Genomic DNA, 24043 nt, shown 5'->3' with positions numbered 1-24043 from the left:
GCGCGGCTCCGGCCGCGACGCGCCCGATCTCGGGGGGTACCCATTTCGCAAATCGGCGCCAGCGCCGCGCCGAGCACCGAGCCGCCCGAACTTCGGGGGTACGGCCCCCGAACCGGCCAGTCTACAAGTCATCGAGCGCCTCCTCCCGGTTAGGGTAGCGGATGTTTATCTCGCCGCGGAACTCGTAGCGCCGGTACGGGTTGGGCCAGGAGATCTCGGCGAAGTGCTGGTTTCGCCACACCACCGCCTCGCCCTTCGAGAGTCGGTTAGCGTAATCCGACTTTATCGGGACGTTGCCGATCCCCGACAGCGACGAGCTCGGCGCCGGCGTGTTGGGCATGGTCACGAACCAGCGGTTCTTTTCCCTGGTTCCCTCGTCGACGCGAGCGATCGAGTGCGACAGCCGGATCGTCGAGAAGTTCTTTTTTCGCGCCTTCCCATACGCCTTCGGGTGGTCTTTCACCTTGCGCGCCTGGTCGTTTTCGTCCGCTTCCGGGTTGAGCGGGAGTAAGTCGCCCATCTCGTCGAGTACGGCCGTCGTCGGGTGGAGGAACTCGTCGTCCTTTGCTCGCGACTCGACCATCGCGAAAATGTTGTCGCGGAGTGGCGTCACTTCTGCCGGCTCGCCGGCCTCGCGAGCCGGTGTGAACGTCGCCTGACACAGTTTCTCGCACCCGCGGAACCGCGGGTCCGGGAGCACACCGTACAGCCCGCCGGGGACGAGCTGGCGCATGAGATCGCGCGGGCTCGAGTACGTGAGCGTGTCCCGGAAGACGTCGGTGAGCTCGATCTCGACGTTGGGGAGCGACGGCGCCCGCGGCTTTGCTTCGACCGCGAGCTCGACGCCCTTCGGGACTGCAACGGTCGTGTACGGCGCCAGCGGGAGACACTCGAGCTCGTCGAGCGTGAGAAACCACAGGAGCGTCTCGTTGTTGATCTCCGGGAGCCTGACGCCGCCGATCATGTTGGCGAACGACGTTTTGCCCTCGCCGGGCTCTGAGTGCGCCCACATGTCGGTACCGCCGTCGCCCATCGCGTCGAGCACGTGCTCGTTTTCCGGGCGCGCGAGCCACTCGAGCACCTTCCGGCGCGGCCGCGGCTGGTCCGCGATGATCGGGTCGTCGACGCGCCCTTCCTCGAGCGCCCAGATCTCGGAGTCGTCGACGTGAATCAGCGCGTCCAGGTACGCCGACGGGAACTTGTACACCGGGTGAGCCTCTTTCTGTCCGTAGCGCCGCGCCCGGCGCGACTCGGCCGCTAACACCTTGTGCATCGGCGTCAGGCCGAAATCCTTGTACAGCCGTTCCCCGTCGTTGTGACGGTCGTCGAGCCGGTTCCACGACTTATCACAGTCGTCTGAGTGATGGAGCGCCTGCCGGCTTTTCGTCCACGGCTCGAAGTCTTCCCGCAACTGTTCGATCACGTCGTCTTTGCCTTTCTGCCGCCGTCTCTGTGCTGATTTGCTCATGTCTCAAACGCTCCGTGGGAGGTGCGATCCTCGTCTGCCTGTTCCGTCGCTGCAGTCGCCGTCTTGCGGAGTGCCGCGTTCATCGGCGCGAGCATGTCGTCAGCGAGGAGGAGGTGTAGCGTCGCCGAGCGCGGGTCGCCACGTACGGCGTTGAGCCAGTGGGGCGTCCATAGCATCTCTCGCGTAAACCCCTCGTCGGCGCCTTTCGTCGCCCGGATCACCCGGCGCGCCCAGTCGCGAACGTCCGCGCGGGAGTTGATCGGCTCGGCGTAGCCGAGCACGCGCTTGAGCGCGTCCCGTTGGGTCGCCGCGAGGTCGTCGACGGCCGGCCGCATCGCCAGATACGATTGAGCCGACGCATCGACCGGCGTCTCCGCTTCGGTGTACTCCGCCGCCTGCTCGGCGAGGAGTCGCATGCCCTGGCGACAGCTCTCGACGAGCGTATCATCCGCCAGGATCGCCCGCTCGGTCGCCGCCCGCTCGTCGCTCTCGACGCTCTCCGAGATCTCGCCTCGCCGGTCGCTGTCCGCGAGGAGCGCCGTCACTGTGTAGCGCGTCGAGAACAGCTGGGCGAACCATTCGTCGGGGACTTGCCCGAGCGTCCGGACCGATACGTCATGCGTCCACAGGAGGATCTCGCGCCGCGAGGCGAAACCCGCCTCGAGGCGAGCAAAGAGCTCGTCCTGTTTCCGCGCCAAGTCGTCGAGCGCCGGCTCGACGGCCGTCTCGCGGCCCGCTGGCTGGCCAGGGGAGCTAATCGTCACTCACCCCCGGCCCCGCCTGCGGGTTGATATCCGTGTCTACGTCGTTCGTGCCCGACTCCGGGAGCCCGCCGGAGTCCTCGCCACCGAGGAGCCGGTCGATCTGGTCCCGGAACTGGCTGATATGCGCCTCTGCGATATCGACCGCCTTTTCGGCCGTGTCCGAATCGGCGTTCGCGATCGTTTCTTGGAGTTCGCTGAACGTCGACGCGATCGTCAGCTCTTGCCGTTCGGTCACGGCCCGCGCCTTCGCCGCGGTCGAGTGGACCGGCGCCGGGTCGAACGACGCCGACCCGTCGACGCGCCGGACCGTCGACAGGTACGCGCCCACGGTGAACGCGAGGAGCGCCCAGCCGACGCCGCCGATCAGCACGTTGCCGAGAGCGCCCGCCAGCGCCCCGAACAGCCCCGTCCGGACGAGCCGGTCTTTGTCCCACTCGTCGAGCACTTCGACGCCCTCGTCGCTCTCGACGCGTTGCTTGAGTCCGCTCGGGCCGAACTCGAGCGCCGGCCATTCGACTTCAACGAGTACCGGCTTTTCGCCGTCGTCGGTGTCCGATACGTCCGCGTAAAATTTCTCGTCTCCCGCGGCCGACCCGTGATACTTCACGCGCGTTTTGAGGTCCGCGGTGTCGAGCTCGGGAGCTTCCGCGCCGGCGAGGAGCGTCCCGAAGTACCCCAGCGACGGTTTGACCAGTTTGATCGTCCCGTCGCCGTCGTCGACGTAATCGATCGTGTCTCCCCGCTCGTCGGCGATATCGGGGATATCGTCTCCCATCGGGTTCGTCGCGTCCGTTGTGATGATCCCCTCGAATAGCCCCGTCTCGGTCGGATCGGCCAGCTCGAGCGTCGCGATGTACGCGACGACCACGATAAACAGGCCCATAATCCACGGCGCCGACGTGAGCATGAGCGCGATCGACCGGTGCGAGAAGTACAGCGACAGGTAGGAGGCGAGCCCGCCGGCGATCACCCACCACATGACGCCCTTACCCGGCCCCGTATACGTGTAGTCGAGCGTCTTGTACGCGCCCGCGATCGCGATAGGGACCCCGAGAGCGGCGATTATGAAGAATCGCCCAAAGAACCAACTCAGGTAACTGCCCCAAGAGGTGCCGAACGGCACCGAGTCGGACAGCGCGACCGGATCATGCGGGAACACCCACCGCGCGCCAGGGTATTCCTGAATGTACATGGTGATCGTCTGCGGCTCCTCCGTGTCCGTGAGGTCGATCTCGGCCGTTTTGACCGGACCGGAGAGCCGTACTTCGGTCGTCTGGCGCCGGATCGCCGTCGGATACTCGACATCTCGCGGCGTCCCGTCGGTCCCGTTGACCGTTTTCGTCTCCGTTTTCCACGCGACGACCGTCACGTGAATCTTCTTGACGTCGGCGCCGCGGAGCCGGTTGAAGTGCATCCGCACTTCCTTGGTGTCGACGGTCTTGTCCGGCTCGACGACCTTATCGACGGCCCACTCGGGCCGTTGCGAGGCCATCTCTTTCACTAAATTCGTCTGTTCGTACGATACGAACACGTTACCTCGCTCGCCGAGCCACCGACGCGACGGGTCCGCACTTCCGCCCTCGATTTGCTGGCCGCGCTCGGAGAGCTCCGCCAGCGTGTAGTTGGACGGATCCTCCGGCGCCGCGGCGCCGATCGAGGCGAGCGACGGAGCGACCAACAGCGCCACCAAGAGCACGGCGAGCGAGCGGCGCATCTACGCCGTCACCTCCGACTCGTCACCGGCGTCCGACGCCCTGGCCGGCCCGTCAGTCGTCGCGGGCTCCTCGAGCGGGTCCGCGTCGCCGGCGCTTTCCTGGTCGTCGACGTCGACGCTCTCGTCGGCGCCCGTTGTGCCGCCACCGCGGACGAGCTTGATCATCCGGAGCCCGGAAAGGATCTCCGGCCCGCCGTAGCGGATCATCGCGAGGCCGACGAGCGCCGTTGTCGCCCGGCCGACCGCCGCGTATCCGACGACGAGCTCGCGCCCCGGCGCCGTCGACGCCCCAAACAGTTGCCAGCCGGCCAGCGCGAACGCGGCGCCGACCAGGAGCGAGGCCACGGCGTCGGCCGGCTCCGGGTTTGGCCGCGGTTGCGCGTCGTCTTTCATCGCCCGGTGCTGTCCCGCGACCCACTCGCGGGCCGTCGTGAATCCCGTCGAGAAGTTCCAACTTGTCGGTTTCATGATTCCGCCCGCTCCTTGAGGATCGCCGAGAACACGATCACCGCGACCGCGATGATTGCGAACATGCGAACCGAGAGCATGCCCGCCCCGGCGCCGGCGCCGAGCAATCCGATTCCGACTTGCCCGGCGATCGTCGGCGCCATAGTGATCATGTCGATCAGTGCGTCGCCGGAGGTCGCGATGATCGTCGCGAGGCCGGCGAGAAACACCCGCGTCACGTTGATGAACCCGCCGCTCGCGTCCGCGGCGCGATCGGAGGTTTTCTCGAGCGCGTCGCTTACGTCGTCGTTTTCGTCGGCCTCGTCGAGCACCCAGTAGGCGAGCATCGCGATGATCCCGAAGCCGATGAATAGCCGCAGGTTCGCCGCGACCATGTGGACCGGCCCCGCGACCGACGCCGCCAGCGACGTGTTGACGACGCCCCACACCGCCGCGAGCGCGAGCACCCCCATCATGAGGTACCCGCGCCCGCCAAATCCAGAGGTAGCCACGCTTAGGCCCCCCTCTGTTGCGCCCGCGTAGTACTACGCGCGAGCGGTGCGAGCCGTCGGTCGATCCGTCTGTTCGTGTTGGTCGTTACTGTCATAGTTACGTTAAATACTCGTTGTGGAACCACTCGGCCGCTCTCACGGCCATGAGCCCGACGTACGCCAGTCCAAAGATGACAAACGCGTCTTGGACCAGCCCCGTCGGGATCGCCGGAACCAGCCCGCCGACGCTCGAGAGCGTCGATACGATCGGGTAGACCATCGGGACCAGTCCCGTAATGAGCTGAAACAGCGGGTCGAGACTGCCGGCCAGTCCGGCCACGACCGCGCCGACACCCATCCACGGGTGCGTAATCCAGTAGCCGATACTTCGCTCTCGCTCGTCGTCAGCGTCGGACTGTGCTACCACGGGAGAACCCTCCTAAGGCCGTCGACGAGCCGGCCAGTCCCGAGCGGCGCCAGCATCGCGGCGAGCTCGAAGGTCGCGTACAGCAACCCGGCCGCCACGGCCGCCATGACGAGCGGCGACGCCGGCCCAGCACTCGCGACCAGCCCGGCCAGCACGTCACCGAGCACGCCGATCGCCGTGAGACTGACGCCGCCCGCGAGAGCGCCGGCCTCGAGGAGCGCCTCGCCGATCGTCGTCGGGATCGACCCCAGCAAGAACAGCGCCTCCTGAAGGCTCCCGATCAACGCCCCGAGGAGACGGGTGATCCCGCCCGCGACGTACTCGACGATCACCCCGATGATGTACAGCCGCGGGTCTGTCAGGAGCTTCTTGGGGAGCGATTTGACGCCCGAGAGCGACGAGAGCGGATCGGGTAGGTCGTCCCACCCGACCGATCCGTCGCTGCCGCCGTCACCGCCTGTGTCCGGGCTCATACTGCACGCTCCCATATCACCAGCACGCCGATCACGATCAGGAACCCGAGCGGAATCCCGAGAACCCCGAGCGAGGCCACGAAAGCCGTCGCCGGTTGCCAGACAGCCCTCACCATTTTGATCGGGATCGACAGGTACGACAGGATTAGCGACGCCTGAAAGGAGCTGATCCCGCCGATCAGCGCCGAGAGCGTCGACGATAGCGTCGAGATCAGGTGTGTCCACGCCAGCGCGATCGTCATGATGACACTCCCGACCGTGAGCCGCCCGACGCGACCCCACCGAATGAACTTCCGGCCCTCCTTGCTGTCGACGATGTAGTCGGTCACGTCCACGCTCGACACCTCCGAGGCCGCTGGGACGAGCGCCGCCGCGCCGTCTCTCGGCTGATCACAGTTACTCCCTGCGGTGCCGAGCGTCGGTGTGCGGCCGCCTCGCACATGGTTACGTGTCTTCCTCGCCGGTGTCTGCCTCGTCGCTCTGGAGGATCGGGAGGTCGAGCACGAGCCCGATCACGTCGGTTCCCACGTAGTCCATGTAATAGGCGACTTCCCACAGCATGAACAGGAAGATCCCCATGCCGAGCGGCGACTGTAGCGGCCCGAGAAGGCCAGTCCATCCGGTTCCGAACGACCGGCCTCCTGCGGTTAGGAAGCCGCCGATGAACGTCGCGAGCCCGTCGAATACCGCCGTGTTGAGCCCCGCGACAGAGATCCCCAGCGCATTGAGCACTCGGATCGGGATCGAGAGGAGCGCGTTCAGCACGTCGATCCCGCCGAAGACGACCGCCAGGAGGAGCGTGCCAAAGACGGACTGGCCGAGTCGCTCCCAGCCGCCCTCTCGGATGATCGAGCGGGTCTTCCCGAGGGTCTTGTACGGGTCCCCACTACCGATCGCCATCTTACCCCTCCGCGCCGCTGCCGCCGCCCAGTCGTTTGAGCGTCGCGAGCGCCGCCGCGATCAGGCCGCCGATCACCGGGAAGTTGCTACCCCAGCCGCCGGCGCCGGTCGCCCCGCCACCAGCGCCGCCCGCCGCCGCGGCGAGCTCGTCGTACTGGTCCGGCGTGAGCTTCATCTCGAACTCGAAGGCCGACGTCTGGCCCGGCTGGATCGTGTCGTCGACCGCCACCTCGTCGCCCTTGCCCGTGTAGCTCGAGGTGATATCCGACCAGGAGCCCGACGAGATGTTAGCGAAAGCCGTGTCGCCCACACCTTCCGCGTAGCGGACCGACAGGAGTCGGTCGGACGTGACCGCCTGCGTGTCGTTGAGCTGTACGTTCGAGTAACTCAGGTCGTACTGGTCCGGAAGGGACATCCGCAGGTGGATCGTCGCGGTGCCCTTGTAGCCCGGATACTGGCCGCCTTCGACGCTCTCGTCGGCCGTCCGCTCGATCTGCACGTCGTCGCTGTCGAGCATCTCCGCCGGGAACACGGCCGGGAACGTGAGCGAGTGAATCTCCGAGCTCGAGAACGCCGAGCCCATCGTATCGAGCGCCGTCAGCCCGACGGCGCCGCCCGTGTGCGTCTCGTTGACGTCGACGGTCGTATACGTGCCGTCGTTGTTCGGGTCGACCTTGGTTTGACCGAGGTCGTAGGGGCTCATGCGCTCGAGGTTGAGCCCGGCGACGTCGATCTCGACGTCGCCCTCGAAGGCGACGATCTCGACCTTCTGCACGTCGTCAAACGTGCCGTCGCCCGAGCCCATCGTCGAGAGCTGGCCGAGCTTTTCCTGTGCGACGTAGCCCTCGCCCGTCGCGGTCACGTTCTGGATGAGCTTGTAATCGCCGTCACTGTCGACCGCGCGGATGTGTGCGTAGGTGTCCGCGTTCGACAGCGTGTTAGCGTCGTAGGCGACGATCCCGAACCGTTTCGATTCGTCGCTGGTGATCGAGAAGTTGGAGAACGTGAACGTCGACGTATCGCCGGCGCCCATCCCGCTCGTCGCGAACCGGACCGCCGGCACGCCCGGCGCCGTCTCCGAGCTCGAGACGCTCGGCGAGACGTTGGACGAGTCCGAGGTCGCCGTCGACCACTCGCCCTCGCTCTCGACCGCCGAGATCGTCTCTTTCGCGTTCGGGAACACGCGCCAGTCTGTCGCGTTCACGTCCGTATACACGAACTCGTAGGGAGTCCGTTCGGACGTGTTGACTTCGCCCGCGAAGGTCGTTGTCTCGCCGGAGTTGTTCTCATAGGTCCGTACCGCGTCGGCCGACTGACCCCAGTCCATATCATGGACCGATTTGGTCATGTCGCCGATCTCGTAGTCAGGTGCCGGTGCCGCGTCCGCGCTGAAGTTGAGCCTCTCCGCCGAGGCAACTGGCATCGCGGTGATAGCCAGAAACACGGCGAAGACGGCGAATATCTTGGATCTCATCGGTTAGTTGTCTGCTTGAAAACGCCCGGTTTCGGTGGGCGAACCGCGATTTCTTCCCAGTGCGGCGACTGCCTGCACATCTCGCGGAACTCCTCCAGATACTCGGCAAAAGCCTCGCTGCATGCGAGTCCTCGAGGCCCGCGGTCCGTCACGCGCCGCCCCCGCCGACGTTCCGCCAGTCGACGAACTCGCTTCGCTCGTTTGTTTCGCCCCGTTTCTCCTCGTTTTCGCCGTCGTTAGTGACCGAGACCATCGTTCTATCACCCCCACCGGACGCGGGTAGGGGTACTTCCGGCGGACTCCGCCGGAACACCAGCGTCCACGGCTGAAACCCGTAAAATTGGCACGAGGATAATTACAGGATACGGTATAGAATCAGTACAGGATAACTACAGGATAAGTAGTGACCACCCCACACACCGGGAAAGATTTTGATAAGTGGCAAACGACCGGTAACCACATGTCCAGTCAGAAACAGTACACCCGTTCTGTCCAGGCCATGGGTCCTAGCACCCTCGGGATCAGTCTACCGTCGGGGTTCGTCAACGAGTTCAACGTCGATACCGAGTACGAACTCCAGATCGACGATATCGACTGGGACGAGGGCACGATCACCTACCGTGTCTGACCATGCTGGGAACACTTCTCCCCCTCAAACCCCGTTCGACTGTGTTCATTCGGTGACTCAGTCGTATTCCGAACGGGCCAGCCACGTTACTCGTCCATAATCAATTCCCGATAACCTTCATGAATCACACAGTCCAGATGATGTCTTCATAGCCTGAAAACACTGGCCCGTATTTATCACCAACCAGTCCTCAATAGAATCTGTCTGTACCCCTCACCCCCACATTGCAGACAACCTCAATTGCCCTTGGGCACTTCCCCCGTGCCCAATTCTCCCACTTTCGCGCCGCTCCGAAAGTATCTCCTAAACAAATAGGGCAAACCACTATACCAAACTATATCTAACCCACAACCTGCCCGCACACACGGGCAACGAAGCCATCCACTTCGTTTGGGGGGAACTGAACCCCGCACTCACACCCAACCCACTATCGTTTGCCAGGGCCCATCCGTGCCGTTCCACCCGCGGTACGACGGCTCTGTCTTTCCTACTGGGACGCCCACTCCTGCCACCAGTCCCAACTGCAAAACTTCAACCGTGGAAAGCGCTTCGTGACGTAGTCGCCTAGGTCCCAGTGGAGGATGACTACCGCCTTCACGTACTCCTCGCGACCGACGTAGATCTCGGCGTCGCAGACGTGGCAGTGCCGGATACTTTGGCGAGTGACAGTTACCGATGGTCCTGTCATCTCGACGTTTGAGATCCAGCCCTCGTGGTCGGCCGGCGGGCCATCGTTGAGCCCCTCCGGTGCCGTCGCGAAGTCGACGTCGTCCGGATCGTCGGATTTCTCGGGCGTGCTCATAGGCGGAGACTCCCGTGGGAGATCGGTCGCTCCGCCTTGTCGATGAGGTCTTCGAATGGATGGGATTTGTTACAGGACCTGCAGTAGGCAGTCTCGCGCTCTTCTGACGGGATACGTGCCGAGTGTCCAAACGGGCAGCCGATCCGGTACGACTCGTCGAGTTTCTCGCGGAGTTCCTCGTGGTCCATAGCGACTACTGTCGGCAGCGGAGAAGGTAACCGGTCGCCAAGTGCGGCGAAGGTGGATCTACTTTCAGTCCGGATACGCGTGGTTCACTCTTCCCGAGCAGGCTACCTAAACGAATAGGCCGAAGAAGGATACGACACCGCAAGCAACTGTTGAAGCGCCCGCACGTACGGGCAAGCCAAGTCAGAACTGCACCCACCGTCTGACAATGTCTTTGGCGTGCTCCGTGTCCGCCATCCGGGCACGGGAGCGTCATCGGATAGGGAACGTAGTTAGTTGACAGTCAGAAGTTGCGTGCAGCCCTCAGTCGCTGGGCGATGGCGTCATCGCTACCGTGATCCGGGTGTTCGCCCTTGGTACCCCCTTGAAAGGCTGTCTTGACACACGGCCCGGGGTGTCGGGGGAGACGCCCAGCAGTTCTTCGATGCGTTTGATGTGGAAACCCCCGAGACGACCCCTTCATTGAGGTCGAGCTCAGGGGCCATGTTAGACATATTCCCGGCTACGTACAGAGGTGCGCGGGAACACTTCGGTCGAAGACCTCTCGGTTACTGAGTAGGAGCGGCATGCGAGATGCAGAGAATTGGTTCAGTAGGATGGCCATTTGGATTTCGGGCCATTCCGACCACATGAGCTGTTCTGCCGTTTTGCGTGACGGTTGACCTAACCGGAGACACATTGACGTGGAGGTTCACTGCTATAGATACCGACGAACCTCGCGCCGGTAGGTACGGTACTCGTCGCTGAATTCGAGTTCCATGGACCGTTCCTCCCGGCGGACGACCCGATGGCAAGCTGCCACCACCGCCGGAAACACGACGAACAGCCACGCGATATTGAGAACCAACGCGATTCCAAGATACAGTGCGGACCAGCCGACGTACATCGGGTTACGAGTGTATGCGTACGGTCCGGTAATCACGAGTCCTGCTGGTTGACCGTTGGGGTCCCCGACTGTCCGGACCGCCCACCCGATGATCAACAGTCCGATTCCGATCAACGGCCAGCCCACGGCCCGGGCGAGTCGCTGGTTGGTCGTTGCGTTCACTGGCACCCGTGAGTGGATAACTCCTCCAATGAGCAACCCAGCAACGTGGGGCTCGGGAACGGGTACATTAGCCCATTGCCATTCACATCGTTGTCCTTCGCCCATGTCTGAAAGAACGGCCTCCGACTGGGAAGTGTTAACGTCTTACAGGGCCTACAGAGAAGATGACGCCTGCGTCGATAGAGAGCAGGCCAGCGTCACCCATCGGAACACGTGCGACGGAGATGGGTGCATGAGAACATCAATGAACACCGGTGACGAAACGCAATCTAGGGGAGCGGAAACGACGGATTTCGAGACGGCACAGCGTCGCTTGTTCGAGGCGTACGGGCTCGAACCTCGGTCCCGGTTCGTCGACATCGAGAAGCCACGGGTACGAACGCACGTCCTCGAAACCGGGACAGCCGGAGGGGACACTCCATTACTGTTCGTCCACGGCACAGCAGCATTCGGGGCATTCTTTGCGCCACTCATGGGACACCTCGGCGACGCACGGATGATCGCCTTTGACCGGCCAGGATACGGTCTCAGTGACCCCTTCGTCTACACCAAGGAAAATCTTCAACGAACGGTTGTCGACATCCTCAAGGGTATCCTCGACGCGCTGGGAATCGAGCGGGTCGACCTCGTTGGCCACTCGATGGGTGGCCACACGGGGATCTTGTTCGGGCTTGCCCATCCCGACAAAGTCCGGCGGTTGTTTCTGGTTGGGTCCGTCCCGGCGTTCCCAGGGACCCGTCCGCCGGTCCCGCTCCGCCTCCTCACGGTTCCCGGACTCAACCGGTTACTTCGACGGCTGCAAAAACCGGGAGAGGAAGGCGTTCTCGACATCGCGGAAATCTTTGGAGAGCGCGAGACCATCACGGACCACCCTGCGTTCATCCGGGCGATCGCCGCCCACGAAGCTGACCCAAAGGCAGCAGAAGCGGGATTCAGCGAGTTCAATGCGCTGTTTTCGGTCCGAGGGTGGCATCCGTCCGTCCGCATCGGCAAGGACGAGTTGCGGGATCTCCAGCCCCCAACGACGGTAATCTGGGGGGACCACGACACGCTGGGCGGCCCCGACAACGTGCGCGACGCCATCGAACTGATCCCGGATGTTCGGTTCGAGAGCGTCGACGCTGGGCACATCCCCTACCTGGCTCATCCCGAGCAATGTGCACAACTGATTCGAGAGGGAAGAGGCGTGGATTTGTCCACCAAGTGATGAACCATCGCAAGACGATGTTCGGACGGTTTGAGTAGGGCATTCGGCGCTAAGAGGGTTTCTCTCCCCGAGCCGGTTGCGTCTCCCTGCTGCATACGCGCGGTGTATGCAGCAGCACCTTTGCCATCTACTCGATCTCTGTCAGTAACGCCGTGCCTGATACAGAGGATGGATGCAGTACACGGTCTCGCCTATCGGTCCGTGGACTCGGGCTCGTCGACGGAGACGGCTGGCGGACCGGAGCCGACGAAATTGATGACGATCTCCCAGTCCTCGTCCGTGGGATTCACCACACGCCGGATGGTCCGGGGTGGGACGTAGATGAAATCACCTGCATCGAGGGCCACTGATTCGTTCCCCCCTGGCCCGTATTCGAGCACCGCGTGTCCACGCGCGACGTATCCGTAGACGTGCCGGTCACCGTTATGATGCCATCCCGTCGTAACCCCACCCGCAACCCGTGATTGCACGAGGAGAACATCCCCCGAATCGAACACAACTTGCCGGGAAACATCGGATGATCCCTCCGGTTCGTCCAATCCTGCCTGGCTGACGACGGTGAGTTCCTCCATGATTAGTCCGCCTCGCGGACGAACGTGAGTACCTCGTCGATGAAGCGGTCCGTGGCGGTGAGCATCGCGACGTGTCCGTGTCCCTCGAACGTCACGATCCGACTGTTCGGGTGCGCCTCGTCGAGTGCCTCTGTGGCGGCGTGGTGGAACGGCGGGCTCTCGCTGCCGGCCAATAGCAGCGTCGGCGTGGTCATGGCCGTAAACCGAGCGGGATCGAACTCGTACTCGCTCACTCCTCGGATTGCACGGGGGATGGTATAGGCCCCTTCCACTCGACGCTGCCAGTTCGGGGCCTCACGAAGCGCATCGATTTCCTCCGGCGGAATGTCGGCAATCTCCCGCAGAAACAGGACGAGCACCTGCTCGTTCTGCCCCTCGTCCAGGAGCATCTCCATTTCAGCGACCGGCTCTTCGACGTCGAGGACGTGGTCGCCAACCGGAATCGGTGGTTCGTACAGGATGAGTTTCCGGAGGTTGTCGGTTCGCACCGCTGCCTCCAACGCTACCAGCGCGCCGCTTGAGTGCCCGAGCAGGACGGCTGGCTCGTCGATCGACTCGACGACGGCCGCCACGTCTTCGAACTCACGTTCCAGTGCGTACTTGTCGGCGTCACCGCTCTCGCCGAGCCCCCGGCCGTCAATCGCATACACGGTGTAGTGTTCTGCGAAGGCGGGGCGCACCCCGTCTGCGTCCCACCGCGTGTGATCGTTCGCGCCGCCCCCGGGAACGAGGACGAGCGGGGGCCCGCTTCCCGTCCGTGCGAAGGCGATCGGGGTTCCATCTGCTGACGCGACCGTGTGCATTGTAGGTGTGGATGCCATTGGTTCCTCCAGTCAGAGCGCTCGATGTGCTGTGCCCCCCTGAGAAGGTAGTTGAGCAAGCGCTGATGGTCGTATACGCTACGATTTACGTTAACTATTACCAAACACCCAGGGAAACCAGGAGTTCGTGATGGATTCGCGCTCTGTATTCAGCACGCTCTCCGGGGATTGTCACTGATGGGGGGTTTCGACAAGGCTATTTATAGCGATACGTGAGACATCGAGTCGATGATATTCGATTCCTTCGGTGCTGCGAGGTACGGCTCGATGGCGTCGTAGCTACTCCAACCGCCGAGCGCCATGACGATCCGTGGCGAAACGTTCTCCTCAACCAGTAGGTGGTTCGCCCATGCCCGGCGGAGATCATGTGAGCTCACTCGCTCGAAATCAGGGTCTTCCATCTCCTTCGCGGCTTCCTCCGCCGCCCATTCGACCCAATTTTGCACGGTTCGTTTCGTAATGTCGACGAGCGGTTCGCCGCGGTTGATCCCCTCGCTCTGGATGTATCGGTTGATCAGACTCTCGACTTCGATCGGGAGCCACGTCTCACGATGCTTGCCCTGGTCGTACTCGCCGGTTGTGTCTTTCCCACCGACGACTTCGAGCTCGTAGTGCCGGCCGTCGCTCATTCGAGAGATGTGTCTTGGCTTAACGTCCAGGACCTCGTGAGCACGGAGGCCGCAGTCGCCCATGAGTCGGATCGCGACCTCGCGCTCGAAGGACTCCGCAGCTCGCGGGAGCGCTCGATATTCCTCGCGACTCAACCAGACATTCCAGGAGCCGTCTTTGTTCCGTTCAGTTCTCATTGCACGCTTCTTGTGGGAAACGTGTAATCAAAATCCTTCCCGGTGGATCGGCCACTCCCGTGAAGCGTCCAGATTTGGCCGTCTCGCTGATACCCGCCCCTGCGCGTTTCACACTTGTATCTAAATACGAAACCGGACTATTGAGTAAGCTTCAATCCTTGGCTTAGAAGGATACTCACTCGAAATCAAATCGCCTTCGATACATTGCCTGATCCAATATCTGGTAGAAACTCACGCCGCGTCGTAATTGTTGGATCTCGTTTTCACCTACGACGAGAATCATTCGGCCTTCACGCTGGAAGAGATCATGGATATATCGCTGGGCATATTCACTGTTATCCCCAGAAAGACGGCGACGAGCAAAGATTATTCCAATATCGACTTGAGATTTATCCATCTTCCCCTTGAAATTTCTCACTTGTGCGGTTCCCACGGACTTCGACCAGTTCTTACACTCTACTAAAATAAATCGAGAATACTCGTCGAAAATGGTCTTTTCAGTCGTTCCCGTGTACTCAACAACTAAATCTATCTCACCGGTTTTCGTATCAAGCCGATCACTTCGGACGTTCAGAAAAGGGATCCCACCAAAAAGGAAATTAGCAAATTCTTCAAATGTTTCACCCTTCTCTGTAGTTGATTCTGCCCGGTCCACGGCCGCTAGATGGCGTTCAAACCGGTTAAGATCCATCTCGAAGTGATCTTTCGCCACGTATTCTAGATCGTTCGCTTCCTCAGAAATGGCGTAAGATGCTGTTGGGAGCGAGTCAGGAGAGAAAAGCAGCCCCTCAATTTTCGATCTATCATCCGGATTGTCGGATTCCAATTCCGCTTTCCTGAGTGAGTATTCACCCTCCGGTCCGTTAACCCAAAGATACCCTTGTCCAATTACAATCCCGTATGTTGCACCAGATATATTCCGGTATACTGTCGCTTCCTTTCTAGCCTCCTCATAGATACGTTCGCTCGACGAGTACTTCACTTCAATCACGGCCCACGGCTTTACATCCGGGCCTCCGGCAATCATCCCATCTGGACGGTAGTGAGGACTGAGCGACGGTTCTCGAAAAAGTGTATCATCATCAATCTCAAAAAACTCGCAAAACATAGTGAGTGCTTCAATCTCGAATTCAAACCCGTTGAGCTGATCAAGTTCTGCGGTTCTACGAACTAATTCTGCACTCGCGCTCATTGTAGATGTCTAACCCAATGTGAAGTTTTAATCCTGCTGGAACCAATATGTGGGTTTCTTGGGACAGTCTCTATTTTAGATTTGCAGGTAAATCTGGATCTAGTGTGAACACAAATCGTGTTTTTGGAATTGCGATCGCAACCAGTGAGCGCTTGATCACCCAGTACGATTACTCCACCATTGAGCGGCCGTTACCTTGTTCTGGTCCAGACTAGTTGAGCATTGGGCCCCTCTCCTTCTTTATCGATTTCATCAGTAGTTCTCCAGAGAACGCGAAGACTTGCATCGAGACTTCCGCTATCATCATATCCGTGATTTTCAATCAATCGGCGTTTTAATTCTCCTTGGGTAATCTTACCCTCCTCAAAGATGATCCGTCGCATGAGAGACGGCTGGTTATCTGTTCCCCGACACAACCGATTGTAGAACCGGCGGTCAGTCTCTTTGGGAAATTCCTCAACTTCGGGGATTGGTGGTAATTCTGCCCGTGTAGGGAGTCGCTTCCTATCTGCAGTCCCGGATGGTTTAGAATCAGGTTCTTCATCACCTGCATTGATTAGTGCAGACAGATCTCGAGCAGTCGTCCCTGTTGTTACACCCAGAGACTCATTCTCAGATCCTTCCGGAGTTGACGACGAGGTCTCTGGATCTGTCGAAGAGAAAGACCGCTGTTCCTCGTCACCAATGTATCCCTGCTCTTTTAGCTGTTGTATGGCAGATTCGGTGAGTGGACTACTCTTTTTTTGAAGCGGGCCGAGGAGGGAGTTTTCGATATCTGCAATGGGACCGAGATCGTCCTCTTCGTGGCGATTCACTTCATAAATCATCCCAGCTTCAACATTTTTCTCAAGACCGGGATTTGTGACGTTAGCGGAACCGATGATTAGTCGTATCTTTTCCGGTCCTTTGAACAGGTAGACTTTAGGATGGAAGGTAGTATCCGAAGAGCGGAAACGGATCCAAGAAACAGATAGATCGGACTTGAGTAATACCTCAAGTGCTTGTTCTGTCGTCGCTTCTTGATCGGTCCCGATAAAATAGTCTACATTCTCAAGAGAAGAGTCTTCTATCGCGTTGATGATTGTGCTTGCCCCTGTTTCGGTGGCGAAAGCCACAATGAATTGAGCTTCGTTGAATGCCTTGTCATAGATGGAGGCAAGTACGACTTCGCCGACCGTCGTCGGTGGTTCATCTAGAACAGATGAACCAGATGTTAGCATCTCAGAAACCGATTCATTCACAATACCGAACCCCTGTCCAATAGCGGCGACTTTCATCCAGATATTGTAACTATGTTATAACAAATTAGCTCTTCTGGTGAAGCAAGGTCCCATCGATAATCCCGGCCTTAGCGTTTCTATGTACATAATGTTGTTAAGGTACACGAACGTTCAGTGACTGGCTGGTACCTTGCCATGACACGGTCAAGTCTCAATGTCGAAGGAAGTAGACTACGACGAAGCAGAAGACCTTCTGCGGGAAACGTGGCGAGAAGTAACCAATAGTGATGAATCTGCTTACGTAGACGAGTACATCATCAAACAGGGGCTTAGAGAAGTTATACACGCCGAGAAGTATGGTACGAGGACTTTCAAATATATCCTTGTAACCAACGTCTTGGCGAAAGCCGTGAATCCAGATGTCCACGCTCTGGCACTGCAAGACCAGAGCGATCTCGAGGGTTCATTCAATTCGGGTGGATTAGCGACTGACGTTGTGACCGATTGGGAGAAAGATAATGGAGAGCGGCTGGGTGGATCCAATGAACCCAGAACCAATAGCGTGTATTATCGGCAATCGGAACTAAACACCGACTACACCGTCAGAAACGACGACATCTATCAGACACTGATTCGAATCTTAGATGAACTTCAAGAGCGATCTGAAGCTGGTGAATTAGACCCGATAGATATGCTTCGGCAAACCCTTTACGAGGTTTCGAAGCTTGAACCCACGACGGTTAGTTACACCAACCCACCGAATGTTTCATACCAAGAACTCCGGACGACGATCGAAGAGTATCTCACTCAGTCTGATTTAGGAGAACGGCTCGCGGCTGTCACTGCCGGAGTGCTTGACGCACAGTATTTTTTCGCCGACAAGGAAGATATCTACATCAAAGTAGACCACGTGAACGTCGCCGATGAGAACTCAAATGCAGCGGGTGATATCGAGGTATTCGAGACCGAGGACGAGGAAAACCTACTCCAGGCCGCTGAAGTAAAAGACAAGCCCGCCACCAAATCAGATATTCAGCACTCTATTTCGACTGGCCGAGAACACGAACTTGAGGAGTATCTCTTCGTGGCTGGGCAAGGATTTCGGTCTGGCAACGAACGCGATAGAGCGCTTGAGAACATCGATGATGCAGAAATTGAACTCCTGATCGTCACTCCAGAGGATCTCTACTCCAGTCTGAAATTCCAAGGGCGGGCGGGCCGACGACGGTTTCGTGAATCCGTGGGAGAGTTCCTGAACGATATGCGGGCTCAGGAGAGTAGTAAGTCTGATTGGAAACAGGCTATTGAGTCTCTATCTGACTGATAAGAGTGGTCTAAATGTTCGGTCTTGACGGTCACTTACGGAGCTATCTCTGCCTCTAAAACTGAAAGTCGGTCGCTCTTGCTAGTCTCGCAGTCCTTAAAGACGGACTCACTAAGCGATATAGATACGTCTCGATCGAATTGCCGACGAACCAACTCGGCTACATCGATCACCTGTGCGACCCGGCTACCCTGTCCGGTGATGGTTACTGTCTGTCCGTCTTCTAACTCCTGCATTGTGGCTTCAGCATAACGCCAGGGGGAATACTCTGAGTCAACCTCGACAGTCCCGTCTATCGTCGGAACGATCGATCCCCCGTCTGTCCTGATGGAAGTTCTAGCGGGATCCGCTCTCTCATTCTCGGATTCAATACCCAGCTGTTCTAAGATTCCATTGGCAATCCCCTCAGCTAATCCGGGGGGTACCGCATTTCCGATCTGCCGTTGTACCTCGCGAGGCGGTCCTCGAATTTCGTAGTCAACCGGTATGTCCATCAAGCGCATCTCTTCAAGGAAGGAGTACCGACGCGATCGCCAATGGAAAGGCCCGACGTAAGTCCCCGGCGAAGCTTGGAGTGTCCAAGTTGGACGTTTCGGATCCTGCTTTAGCAGATAATTGTAGTGGCGAGATCGCCAGTCGAACACTTTCTCATCCAGTTCGTCCTCTGAACGCTCGATGTATTCGCCCTTTTCGGGATCGTACTTTCGCTCCGAGAAATGCTGGTAGTTTCCTCCTGGAGGCACATCCTTGAGGAGGTATCCGTATTTGCCACCGACAGCGTTCACATACCCCTCATCAGCGGTCAAATCGGCGTCGAGGTCAAAATCGTCAAGAGCTTTCTCGGCCGTAATCCATGAGGATTTGCCTGTAAGCGTGTTTTTCGCCTCAACGTGTGTGGGTTCGGGGAAATATGGCTTAGAGTCGCCACGGAATCCAACGACGAACAGTCGTTTCCTAGTCTGGGGAACGCCGAAGTCTGCCGCGTTCAGAACCTCGTCGTTGAGAGTGTAGTCAGAGTTTTCAAATTCCTTCTTGATGATCTCAAAATCCTCTCCCTCGTTAGCAGATGCGAGCCCACGGACGTTTTCGAATATAAACGCTTTGGGCTCTAATGCACGTAGTAGCCGCGCATACTCCTCATAGAGCATACCTCGAGCCGCGTCAGTACCCTCTCGGTTGCCCTCGTTCGAACGAGAAAACGTTTGGCACGGGGGACCACCTACTACGAGGTCGATATTGTCAGTCCCAGCTGCCTCAATAACATCCTCACTGGAGATCGCATGGATGTCGTCTTCGATGACTTCCCAATCATATCCCCCATCAGATCCTGCAATCCCGATATCGTATAGAGAACTATTCGCTCGTAGGGATTCTGCGGCATACTCGTCATTGTCGACAGTGACTAGCGTCTCTACTCCGGCTCTATGGAGGCCAATATCAATGCCACCCAGCCCGGAGAAGAGGCTGATCGCAGTCGGCTTACTCATCGTTACTCTCCTGTTTGACCGAACGGTTACAAAGGTGTTTCTTCAGTAGGCTTGATTTTGCAAATTGGTTGTAAACCTGAGATTCTCAGTCCAGCATTTCTCATGTACATAAAACACATGAAGTACGTTATGTATCCGGTTTAGACCTAGCCCCGTGCCAGAACCCTATAACGTGAAAGCTAGAGGACGCCATGGAACAGAATCATTAGATCTGACTATCCCTGCGGATTTGAAACGAGAACATGGAATCTCCGAAGGGGATGTATTTATTGTTGAAGTTGATGAAGAGGAGGAACTAACAATCTCATATAAGCGAATACATAAATCAGATTCTTAACGTAAACTGCCGTATCAACCAGAAGACTGTTGAGACTTACGCAGGCGCCCGTTCTCGCGCTATGCTTCCACTTCAACTTCTCTCTAAATTTGGAATAGCGGTTTCTTTGAATTACCTCCTCTCCCGGTCGTGCGGCCGCGATACCGCTTCCGCGAATGTACACGAGCGCATAACTGCGCGCGCAACTCGTGTGTACGAAACCGCGGTCGCGGCCGACGAGCGCCCCTAGCCGGCGGCGTGATCATACCCGCATCCGGGCGGACTTTATAACGGGCACGTGATTGGGATGCGCGAGATAACTACGATTTTCACCGCCGTGTGGAGAGAGCAACGAGAATCCGAACCGACGGCAAATTCGACCACAGGAAAGACATCGTCAAGGACGTCCCCGCGTTCTACGACTGCAAGAAAACGCGCACCTTGATGCTCGCGGGCCAGGACGTGCAGGCGTTCGTCGGCGAGATCGCCGACCTCCTCAAGGACGAGGAGCTGTCGCTCGCTCAGCGGCGTGAATTACTGGATCGGTTCAGCGACATCTCCCTTCGCTTCAATTTCGAGTTTGAAGCTGATACGGGGGCATTACTGCTACAGTGGAGATAGACTAAATATCAATTGCACACATCTATGTGTGTTCCGAAAACACAGATTGGATATCATCGCGCCGCGATATCTCGCGGACCTTTTCTCGTTGTTCTTCTCCCGAATCTGTATCCTTGTTTATGTTTGCAACATCTTCTAGGGTATTCTCCAATGATATAAATCGGATTTCGTATTCTAAATTCCGGTATGAAAATACTGAATCCTGGATTAGAAACGGCGAAGCCGGCTTCAATCTCCCGGATCTCTCCAATGAGGCTGTGTAGGTCGTTGAACGCGATTCTAATTCCTCGTCAATATCTTGAATAATTCCATCGATTGAACCCCCATCAAGGTCAATCACAACATATAATTCAAAATGATCAAGATAGTCGAGAAGCCCTCGTGATAAGCTTGCAACTGCGGTTTTAAGTTTCGGCTTTCCTCCCTCTGATTTTAACAGCATATCCTTATCGCTCCGGTATTCCAAAAAAGACCTAATCATTGAAGATTCCTGCTTTATTAACTTATCATTAGAATGGTCCTCAAGATCAAATCTTTGAGTTTCTAAATCCCGATATATGGAATTTAATACAGCTTCTAACAACTCTGTATCATTCTTCCCTTCACTAAGAAATATACTATTCATATTCCACGTAAATCTGTATGTATATCTTCTAGCTCTTTCTCCGCCTGGGAATAGTCTAATTGCTCTGTATATGTTCTACCCATTTTCAATAACTTAAAATTCTTTTCTAAGAATGAAGTCTCCTTATGAGCTATATTCTGCGAAAAGAATGCATCTAAGAAGTCCAGATCGTGGGTAGTGATGAAGAGCTGGATTTCCTCGGCCATGGCAAGATCAATCAGGAAATACACTAATTTGCTAATATATCCTGGGTGCATATGATTCTCTGCTTCCTCGAGCAGGAACACCGTTTCAGACACGTCTGACTTGTGCAACTCCCACAAAAGGGTCATTATCTGTCGGAATCCCCTTCCCATGAATTCATACGGTACTTGGTATTCATTACCATCTTCATTGAACACAATGTAGTCAAAAGATAAGTCTTCCAAATGCCGCAAGATAGAGGTTTCTTTAATGTATTCCTCTATTTTCTGAAGTCTCACTGCACCCTTATCTTTACTCAGATCAACATTATCACCCGATACAGTTTCTGTGTTAGCGAACACAACTTGACCAACGGAAGATGGCTTCTCATGCACAAACCTATCTTTCCCCAATCGGGGGATCAATAGGTCGGAGAACATTTGCCGAAGCCGGTCAATCTGATCTTGATTAGATCGTACCTGTTCATCATCTTGGTACAGTTTTGTTAGGGCACGACGTGCCGCCATATGGGAGATCTCAGCGCGCAGCTCATTATAAATTGAATCTTCAAGATAGATATATGGAAACTCCTCTCCATCTATGGACATGACAATACAGCTGTCCTGAATCGTACTCCGATCTAACTGTTCAGATGTGGTTATGATTGTTTCCCTCAACGATTCATCAACTATCTCATGAAACTGTGAGTCTTCAGTTATTGTCTCAAAGTCATCGGGACTAAGAGTTCGTCCGAATAGACGGTCTACGTAGTAATCAGCATCAGGTCCATGTGATGAAAGATCGAGAAGGGCGTTAACAAAAGCATCGAGAGCCTCGGATTCTCGAGGGGGCCTAAGCCCTAATTCACGATTTTTCAACTGGTTTTCACCATAATCAATGTTCGAAAAATCCCCAAATGTAGTCTGATGACCCGAGAATTCGCAGTCAATCGCGGCTGTTTTCGACTTGGCATTGATTAGATAGTCAATATCCTCCTCCCACTCACTGATGATGCCAGGATTAAATACTAAATTGAGGGACTCTAAAAATGAGGTCTTTCCTGCATTGTTTGGGCCCGTTATAATATTGATCTTATTAGGTTCAAACCGCAGGTCGCGAATCCCTTTGAATCCGTGGATTCGAATATTTTCCAGATACATTACGTGATACGGCCTTGGTTAAAATTCGGCCACGCGACTGAAATATATACGGGTTTGTTCGTCAGAGTTAGTTGCTTGACTGATCCCACTCTATGGTCAGTTTCACCACTTATAGCACCCGCTGTTGGCGTGTCGTTTTGCTTTATTCCAGCTGTCTATAAATTTCGGGATTCTACTTTCACCCAGGACGGCTGGCAACTAAATGAGAGCATATGGTAGGCGTTCGGTATGATAACCGACGCACGTGCTCTCCGCCCCGAGTTCGTCCCGAGAGACCTCCACCATCGAGAGGGCCAGATCGACCATCTCTCGTCTGTCTTAGCACCCATTCAATTCGACCACGCCGAGAACGTCACAATTTTCGGCCCGAGCGGCGCCGGAAAGACGACGATCGCGAAGTACGTCCTCTCCCAGCTGGAGCGCGAGAGTCTCGGCATCCGCTGGGGCTACGTCAACTGCATGGCCGACAACACGACCGCCGCGGCACTCCACACGCTCGTGCGTGATGTGAACCTCGGCGCCGACCTACGTCGACGCGGCGAGCCGACCTCGCTCGCTCTGGACCGTCTCCGGGAATCCGACGACCACATCGTTGCCGTCCTTGACGAGGTCGCCGTTCTGGACGAGCGGCCGCTGGTCGCCCTGACCGACCTGCCGAACGTCTCCGTCGTCGCGATAACGATCGACGAGGAGGAGTGGATGGGTCAACTAAGTTCCCGCGCGACCTCCCGAATGCAGAGTGCTGCGACGGTCCGGTTAGAAAAGTACACGATGGACGAACTAGTCGACATTCTCAATAGTCGAGTAACGCACGGGCTTATCAAGTCCCGCGTTGACGACGAGGCAGTCCATTGGGCTGCCGACATCGCGGCCGGCGATGCCCGCCGCGGCATCGCGATCCTACGGCGTGCCGCCCAACGTGTCGAACAACAGGATACCCGCGAATTGACGGTCGAGACGGTCGAGAGCGTAGTTCGCGATGCGGAAGACGACATCCAGGAGCGTCGCATCCGTTCACTCGGAACCCACCAGCGGTTACTCTTTCAGATCATCGACGAGGCCGGCGATATCTCTGGGAGCGAACTCGCCGATGAGTACGAACGACGCGCATACGATCCGAAAGCCGAGTCCACACGGCGTCGGTATCTCAAGAGTCTCCGTCGGTACGACCTGATAGAAGCGTCTGGAAACGGTCGCGCCCGGCATTACCGTTCACATCACTAATCGCCAGACTGCGCGGCTTCCGCCCACTTCCGTCCATTTTCCGCCCATTGGCGACTTTCTCGCCCTTCACGCCCTCTAAGCCCGATTCTTGCCGCCATAATTCCCATAAATCGCCTTCCGCCCATCCACCCGCCGTAGAGCTTTTTCGGCACATATCCTCGCTGTGCCCATGTTGCGCAGTCCGCGACCAGATCGAGTCGAACGCGCGAAGGTAGACGGACAGAAAGCCGAGGTCGAGATCTACCACACTGATCCCGACTACTACACCCGTATCGAAGTCGAACGGGACGAATTCTGGGAGTTCGGCATCGACGAAGAAGGCGTCGCCGAGCTGGTCGAGACCAGCAACGCCGAGGACGACCTCGTTACCGAACCGGAGCTACCCGAATGGTTGGTCGAAACACTCTATGGAATCGGTATCTCGGAGATTGAGGGTAACGCGGAGGTGGCCCTGTGAGTTCGA

28 protein-coding genes are annotated in these 24043 nt (G+C 57.6%); 7 read left to right on the top strand and 21 right to left on the bottom strand.

The window, feature by feature from the left end; all coding sequences use genetic code 11:
- Nucleotides 1-121 precede the first annotated feature (121 nt).
- The 10 genes from ACMGFE_RS09585 to ACMGFE_RS09540 all read right to left on the bottom strand — a co-directional run bounded on the left by ACMGFE_RS09585 (nucleotide 122) and on the right by ACMGFE_RS09540 (nucleotide 8158).
- A complete protein-coding gene (locus ACMGFE_RS09585) occupies nucleotides 122-1468 on the bottom strand; it encodes a hypothetical protein (RefSeq protein WP_436924931.1) in 1347 nt (448 codons plus the stop codon).
- Nucleotides 1465-2232, bottom strand: coding sequence for a hypothetical protein (locus tag ACMGFE_RS09580; RefSeq protein WP_436924930.1), 768 nt, complete (start codon nucleotides 2230-2232; stop codon nucleotides 1465-1467). Before ACMGFE_RS09580 ends, ACMGFE_RS09585 begins: the two co-directional genes overlap by 4 nt.
- Entirely contained in the window at nucleotides 2222-3946 is a 1725-nt protein-coding gene (locus ACMGFE_RS09575) for a hypothetical protein (protein ID WP_436924929.1), read from the bottom strand. Before ACMGFE_RS09575 ends, ACMGFE_RS09580 begins: the two co-directional genes overlap by 11 nt.
- Complete coding sequence (locus tag ACMGFE_RS09570) at nucleotides 3947-4414, bottom strand: hypothetical protein (protein ID WP_436924928.1); 468 nt, start codon at nucleotides 4412-4414, stop codon at nucleotides 3947-3949.
- Nucleotides 4411-4905 carry a hypothetical protein gene (locus tag ACMGFE_RS09565; RefSeq protein ID WP_436924927.1) on the bottom strand — a complete coding sequence of 165 codons (495 nt, stop codon included), beginning with the start codon at nucleotides 4903-4905 and terminating at the stop codon, nucleotides 4411-4413. The genes ACMGFE_RS09570 and ACMGFE_RS09565 overlap by 4 nt, the downstream gene beginning before the upstream one ends.
- A 97-nt stretch (nucleotides 4906-5002) precedes the next feature.
- A complete protein-coding gene (locus ACMGFE_RS09560; RefSeq protein WP_436924926.1) occupies nucleotides 5003-5311 on the bottom strand; it encodes a hypothetical protein in 309 nt (102 codons plus the stop codon).
- Complete coding sequence (locus ACMGFE_RS09555; RefSeq protein WP_436924925.1) at nucleotides 5305-5784, bottom strand: hypothetical protein; 480 nt, start codon at nucleotides 5782-5784, stop codon at nucleotides 5305-5307. The genes ACMGFE_RS09560 and ACMGFE_RS09555 overlap by 7 nt, the downstream gene beginning before the upstream one ends.
- Nucleotides 5781-6119: a hypothetical protein gene (locus ACMGFE_RS09550; RefSeq protein WP_436924924.1), complete on the bottom strand. Its 339-nt coding sequence runs from the start codon at nucleotides 6117-6119 to the stop codon at nucleotides 5781-5783. Before ACMGFE_RS09550 ends, ACMGFE_RS09555 begins: the two co-directional genes overlap by 4 nt.
- 109 nt (nucleotides 6120-6228) lie before the next feature.
- Nucleotides 6229-6684, bottom strand: a complete 456-nt coding sequence (locus ACMGFE_RS09545) for a hypothetical protein (protein ID WP_436924923.1) — start codon at nucleotides 6682-6684, stop codon at nucleotides 6229-6231.
- 1 nt (nucleotide 6685) lies between these two features.
- Complete coding sequence (locus ACMGFE_RS09540; RefSeq protein WP_436924922.1) at nucleotides 6686-8158, bottom strand: hypothetical protein; 1473 nt, start codon at nucleotides 8156-8158, stop codon at nucleotides 6686-6688.
- A gap of 460 nt (nucleotides 8159-8618) precedes the next feature.
- Here ACMGFE_RS09540 and ACMGFE_RS09535 point away from each other — a divergent pair, with 460 nt between their 5' ends.
- Nucleotides 8619-8786 carry a hypothetical protein gene (locus ACMGFE_RS09535; protein ID WP_436924921.1) on the top strand — a complete coding sequence of 56 codons (168 nt, stop codon included), beginning with the start codon at nucleotides 8619-8621 and terminating at the stop codon, nucleotides 8784-8786.
- A gap of 487 nt (nucleotides 8787-9273) precedes the next feature.
- Here the strand turns inward: ACMGFE_RS09535 and ACMGFE_RS09530 are convergent, their stop codons facing one another.
- The 3 genes from ACMGFE_RS09530 to ACMGFE_RS09520 all read right to left on the bottom strand — a co-directional run bounded on the left by ACMGFE_RS09530 (nucleotide 9274) and on the right by ACMGFE_RS09520 (nucleotide 10828).
- A complete protein-coding gene (locus ACMGFE_RS09530; protein ID WP_436924920.1) occupies nucleotides 9274-9588 on the bottom strand; it encodes a hypothetical protein in 315 nt (104 codons plus the stop codon).
- Complete coding sequence (locus ACMGFE_RS09525; protein WP_436924919.1) at nucleotides 9585-9776, bottom strand: hypothetical protein; 192 nt, start codon at nucleotides 9774-9776, stop codon at nucleotides 9585-9587. The genes ACMGFE_RS09530 and ACMGFE_RS09525 overlap by 4 nt, the downstream gene beginning before the upstream one ends.
- Before the next feature lie 695 nt (nucleotides 9777-10471).
- On the bottom strand, nucleotides 10472-10828 hold the full coding sequence (locus ACMGFE_RS09520; RefSeq protein ID WP_436924918.1) for a methyltransferase family protein: 357 nt from the start codon (nucleotides 10826-10828) through the stop codon (nucleotides 10472-10474).
- Between the two features lie 226 nt (nucleotides 10829-11054).
- On the opposite strand from ACMGFE_RS09520, the gene ACMGFE_RS09515 reads away from it, so the two are divergent.
- Nucleotides 11055-12029 carry an alpha/beta fold hydrolase gene (locus tag ACMGFE_RS09515; protein ID WP_436924917.1) on the top strand — a complete coding sequence of 325 codons (975 nt, stop codon included), beginning with the start codon at nucleotides 11055-11057 and terminating at the stop codon, nucleotides 12027-12029.
- A 191-nt stretch (nucleotides 12030-12220) separates the two neighbouring features.
- On the opposite strand, the gene ACMGFE_RS09510 is transcribed toward ACMGFE_RS09515, so the two are convergent.
- The 5 genes from ACMGFE_RS09510 to ACMGFE_RS09490 all read right to left on the bottom strand — a co-directional run bounded on the left by ACMGFE_RS09510 (nucleotide 12221) and on the right by ACMGFE_RS09490 (nucleotide 16697).
- Nucleotides 12221-12601 (bottom strand): cupin domain-containing protein, encoded by a 381-nt coding sequence (locus ACMGFE_RS09510; protein WP_436924916.1) that lies wholly within the window; start codon nucleotides 12599-12601, stop codon nucleotides 12221-12223.
- Between the two features lie 2 nt (nucleotides 12602-12603).
- On the bottom strand, nucleotides 12604-13404 hold the full coding sequence (locus ACMGFE_RS09505; RefSeq protein WP_436924915.1) for an alpha/beta fold hydrolase: 801 nt from the start codon (nucleotides 13402-13404) through the stop codon (nucleotides 12604-12606).
- A gap of 218 nt (nucleotides 13405-13622) precedes the next feature.
- Nucleotides 13623-14228 (bottom strand): tyrosine-type recombinase/integrase, encoded by a 606-nt coding sequence (locus tag ACMGFE_RS09500; protein WP_436924914.1) that lies wholly within the window; start codon nucleotides 14226-14228, stop codon nucleotides 13623-13625.
- Between the two features lie 175 nt (nucleotides 14229-14403).
- Nucleotides 14404-15420 (bottom strand): restriction endonuclease, encoded by a 1017-nt coding sequence (locus ACMGFE_RS09495; RefSeq protein WP_436924913.1) that lies wholly within the window; start codon nucleotides 15418-15420, stop codon nucleotides 14404-14406.
- A gap of 191 nt (nucleotides 15421-15611) precedes the next feature.
- The gene (locus ACMGFE_RS09490; protein WP_436924912.1) at nucleotides 15612-16697 is read right to left on the bottom strand and encodes a phospholipase D family protein; all 1086 of its coding nucleotides are present in this window, start codon (nucleotides 16695-16697) and stop codon (nucleotides 15612-15614) included.
- A 157-nt stretch (nucleotides 16698-16854) separates the two neighbouring features.
- Here ACMGFE_RS09490 and ACMGFE_RS09485 point away from each other — a divergent pair, with 157 nt between their 5' ends.
- Nucleotides 16855-17964 carry a restriction endonuclease, SacI family gene (locus tag ACMGFE_RS09485; RefSeq protein ID WP_436924911.1) on the top strand — a complete coding sequence of 370 codons (1110 nt, stop codon included), beginning with the start codon at nucleotides 16855-16857 and terminating at the stop codon, nucleotides 17962-17964.
- A 35-nt stretch (nucleotides 17965-17999) separates the two neighbouring features.
- Here the strand turns inward: ACMGFE_RS09485 and ACMGFE_RS09480 are convergent, their stop codons facing one another.
- Entirely contained in the window at nucleotides 18000-19451 is a 1452-nt protein-coding gene (locus tag ACMGFE_RS09480; protein ID WP_436924910.1) for a DNA cytosine methyltransferase, read from the bottom strand.
- Between the two features lie 154 nt (nucleotides 19452-19605).
- Between ACMGFE_RS09480 and ACMGFE_RS09475 the strand changes: the two genes are divergently transcribed.
- Complete coding sequence (locus ACMGFE_RS09475) at nucleotides 19606-19788, top strand: AbrB/MazE/SpoVT family DNA-binding domain-containing protein (RefSeq protein ID WP_436924909.1); 183 nt, start codon at nucleotides 19606-19608, stop codon at nucleotides 19786-19788.
- A gap of 318 nt (nucleotides 19789-20106) precedes the next feature.
- Nucleotides 20107-20388: a DUF7692 domain-containing protein gene (locus ACMGFE_RS09470; RefSeq protein ID WP_436924908.1), complete on the top strand. Its 282-nt coding sequence runs from the start codon at nucleotides 20107-20109 to the stop codon at nucleotides 20386-20388.
- A 22-nt stretch (nucleotides 20389-20410) separates the two neighbouring features.
- On the opposite strand, the gene ACMGFE_RS09465 is transcribed toward ACMGFE_RS09470, so the two are convergent.
- Nucleotides 20411-21013 carry a hypothetical protein gene (locus tag ACMGFE_RS09465; protein WP_436924907.1) on the bottom strand — a complete coding sequence of 201 codons (603 nt, stop codon included), beginning with the start codon at nucleotides 21011-21013 and terminating at the stop codon, nucleotides 20411-20413.
- A complete protein-coding gene (locus ACMGFE_RS09460; protein WP_436924906.1) occupies nucleotides 21010-22356 on the bottom strand; it encodes an AAA family ATPase in 1347 nt (448 codons plus the stop codon). Before ACMGFE_RS09460 ends, ACMGFE_RS09465 begins: the two co-directional genes overlap by 4 nt.
- Nucleotides 22357-22584: 228 nt before the next feature.
- On the opposite strand from ACMGFE_RS09460, the gene ACMGFE_RS09455 reads away from it, so the two are divergent.
- Together ACMGFE_RS09455 and ACMGFE_RS09450 are read left to right on the top strand one after the other, a co-directional pair.
- On the top strand, nucleotides 22585-23580 hold the full coding sequence (locus ACMGFE_RS09455) for a Cdc6/Cdc18 family protein (protein WP_436924905.1): 996 nt from the start codon (nucleotides 22585-22587) through the stop codon (nucleotides 23578-23580).
- 169 nt (nucleotides 23581-23749) lie between these two features.
- Nucleotides 23750-24037, top strand: coding sequence for a hypothetical protein (locus ACMGFE_RS09450; protein WP_436924904.1), 288 nt, complete (start codon nucleotides 23750-23752; stop codon nucleotides 24035-24037).
- Nucleotides 24038-24043: the final 6 nt, after the last annotated feature.

This window comes from Halosimplex amylolyticum, assembly GCF_051414035.1.
In the GTDB taxonomy this organism is placed as follows: Archaea; Halobacteriota; Halobacteria; order Halobacteriales; family Haloarculaceae; genus Halosimplex; species Halosimplex amylolyticum.
Note: the sequence above shows the minus strand (reverse complement) of the source record. Positions and strands in the feature narration are given on the sequence as shown.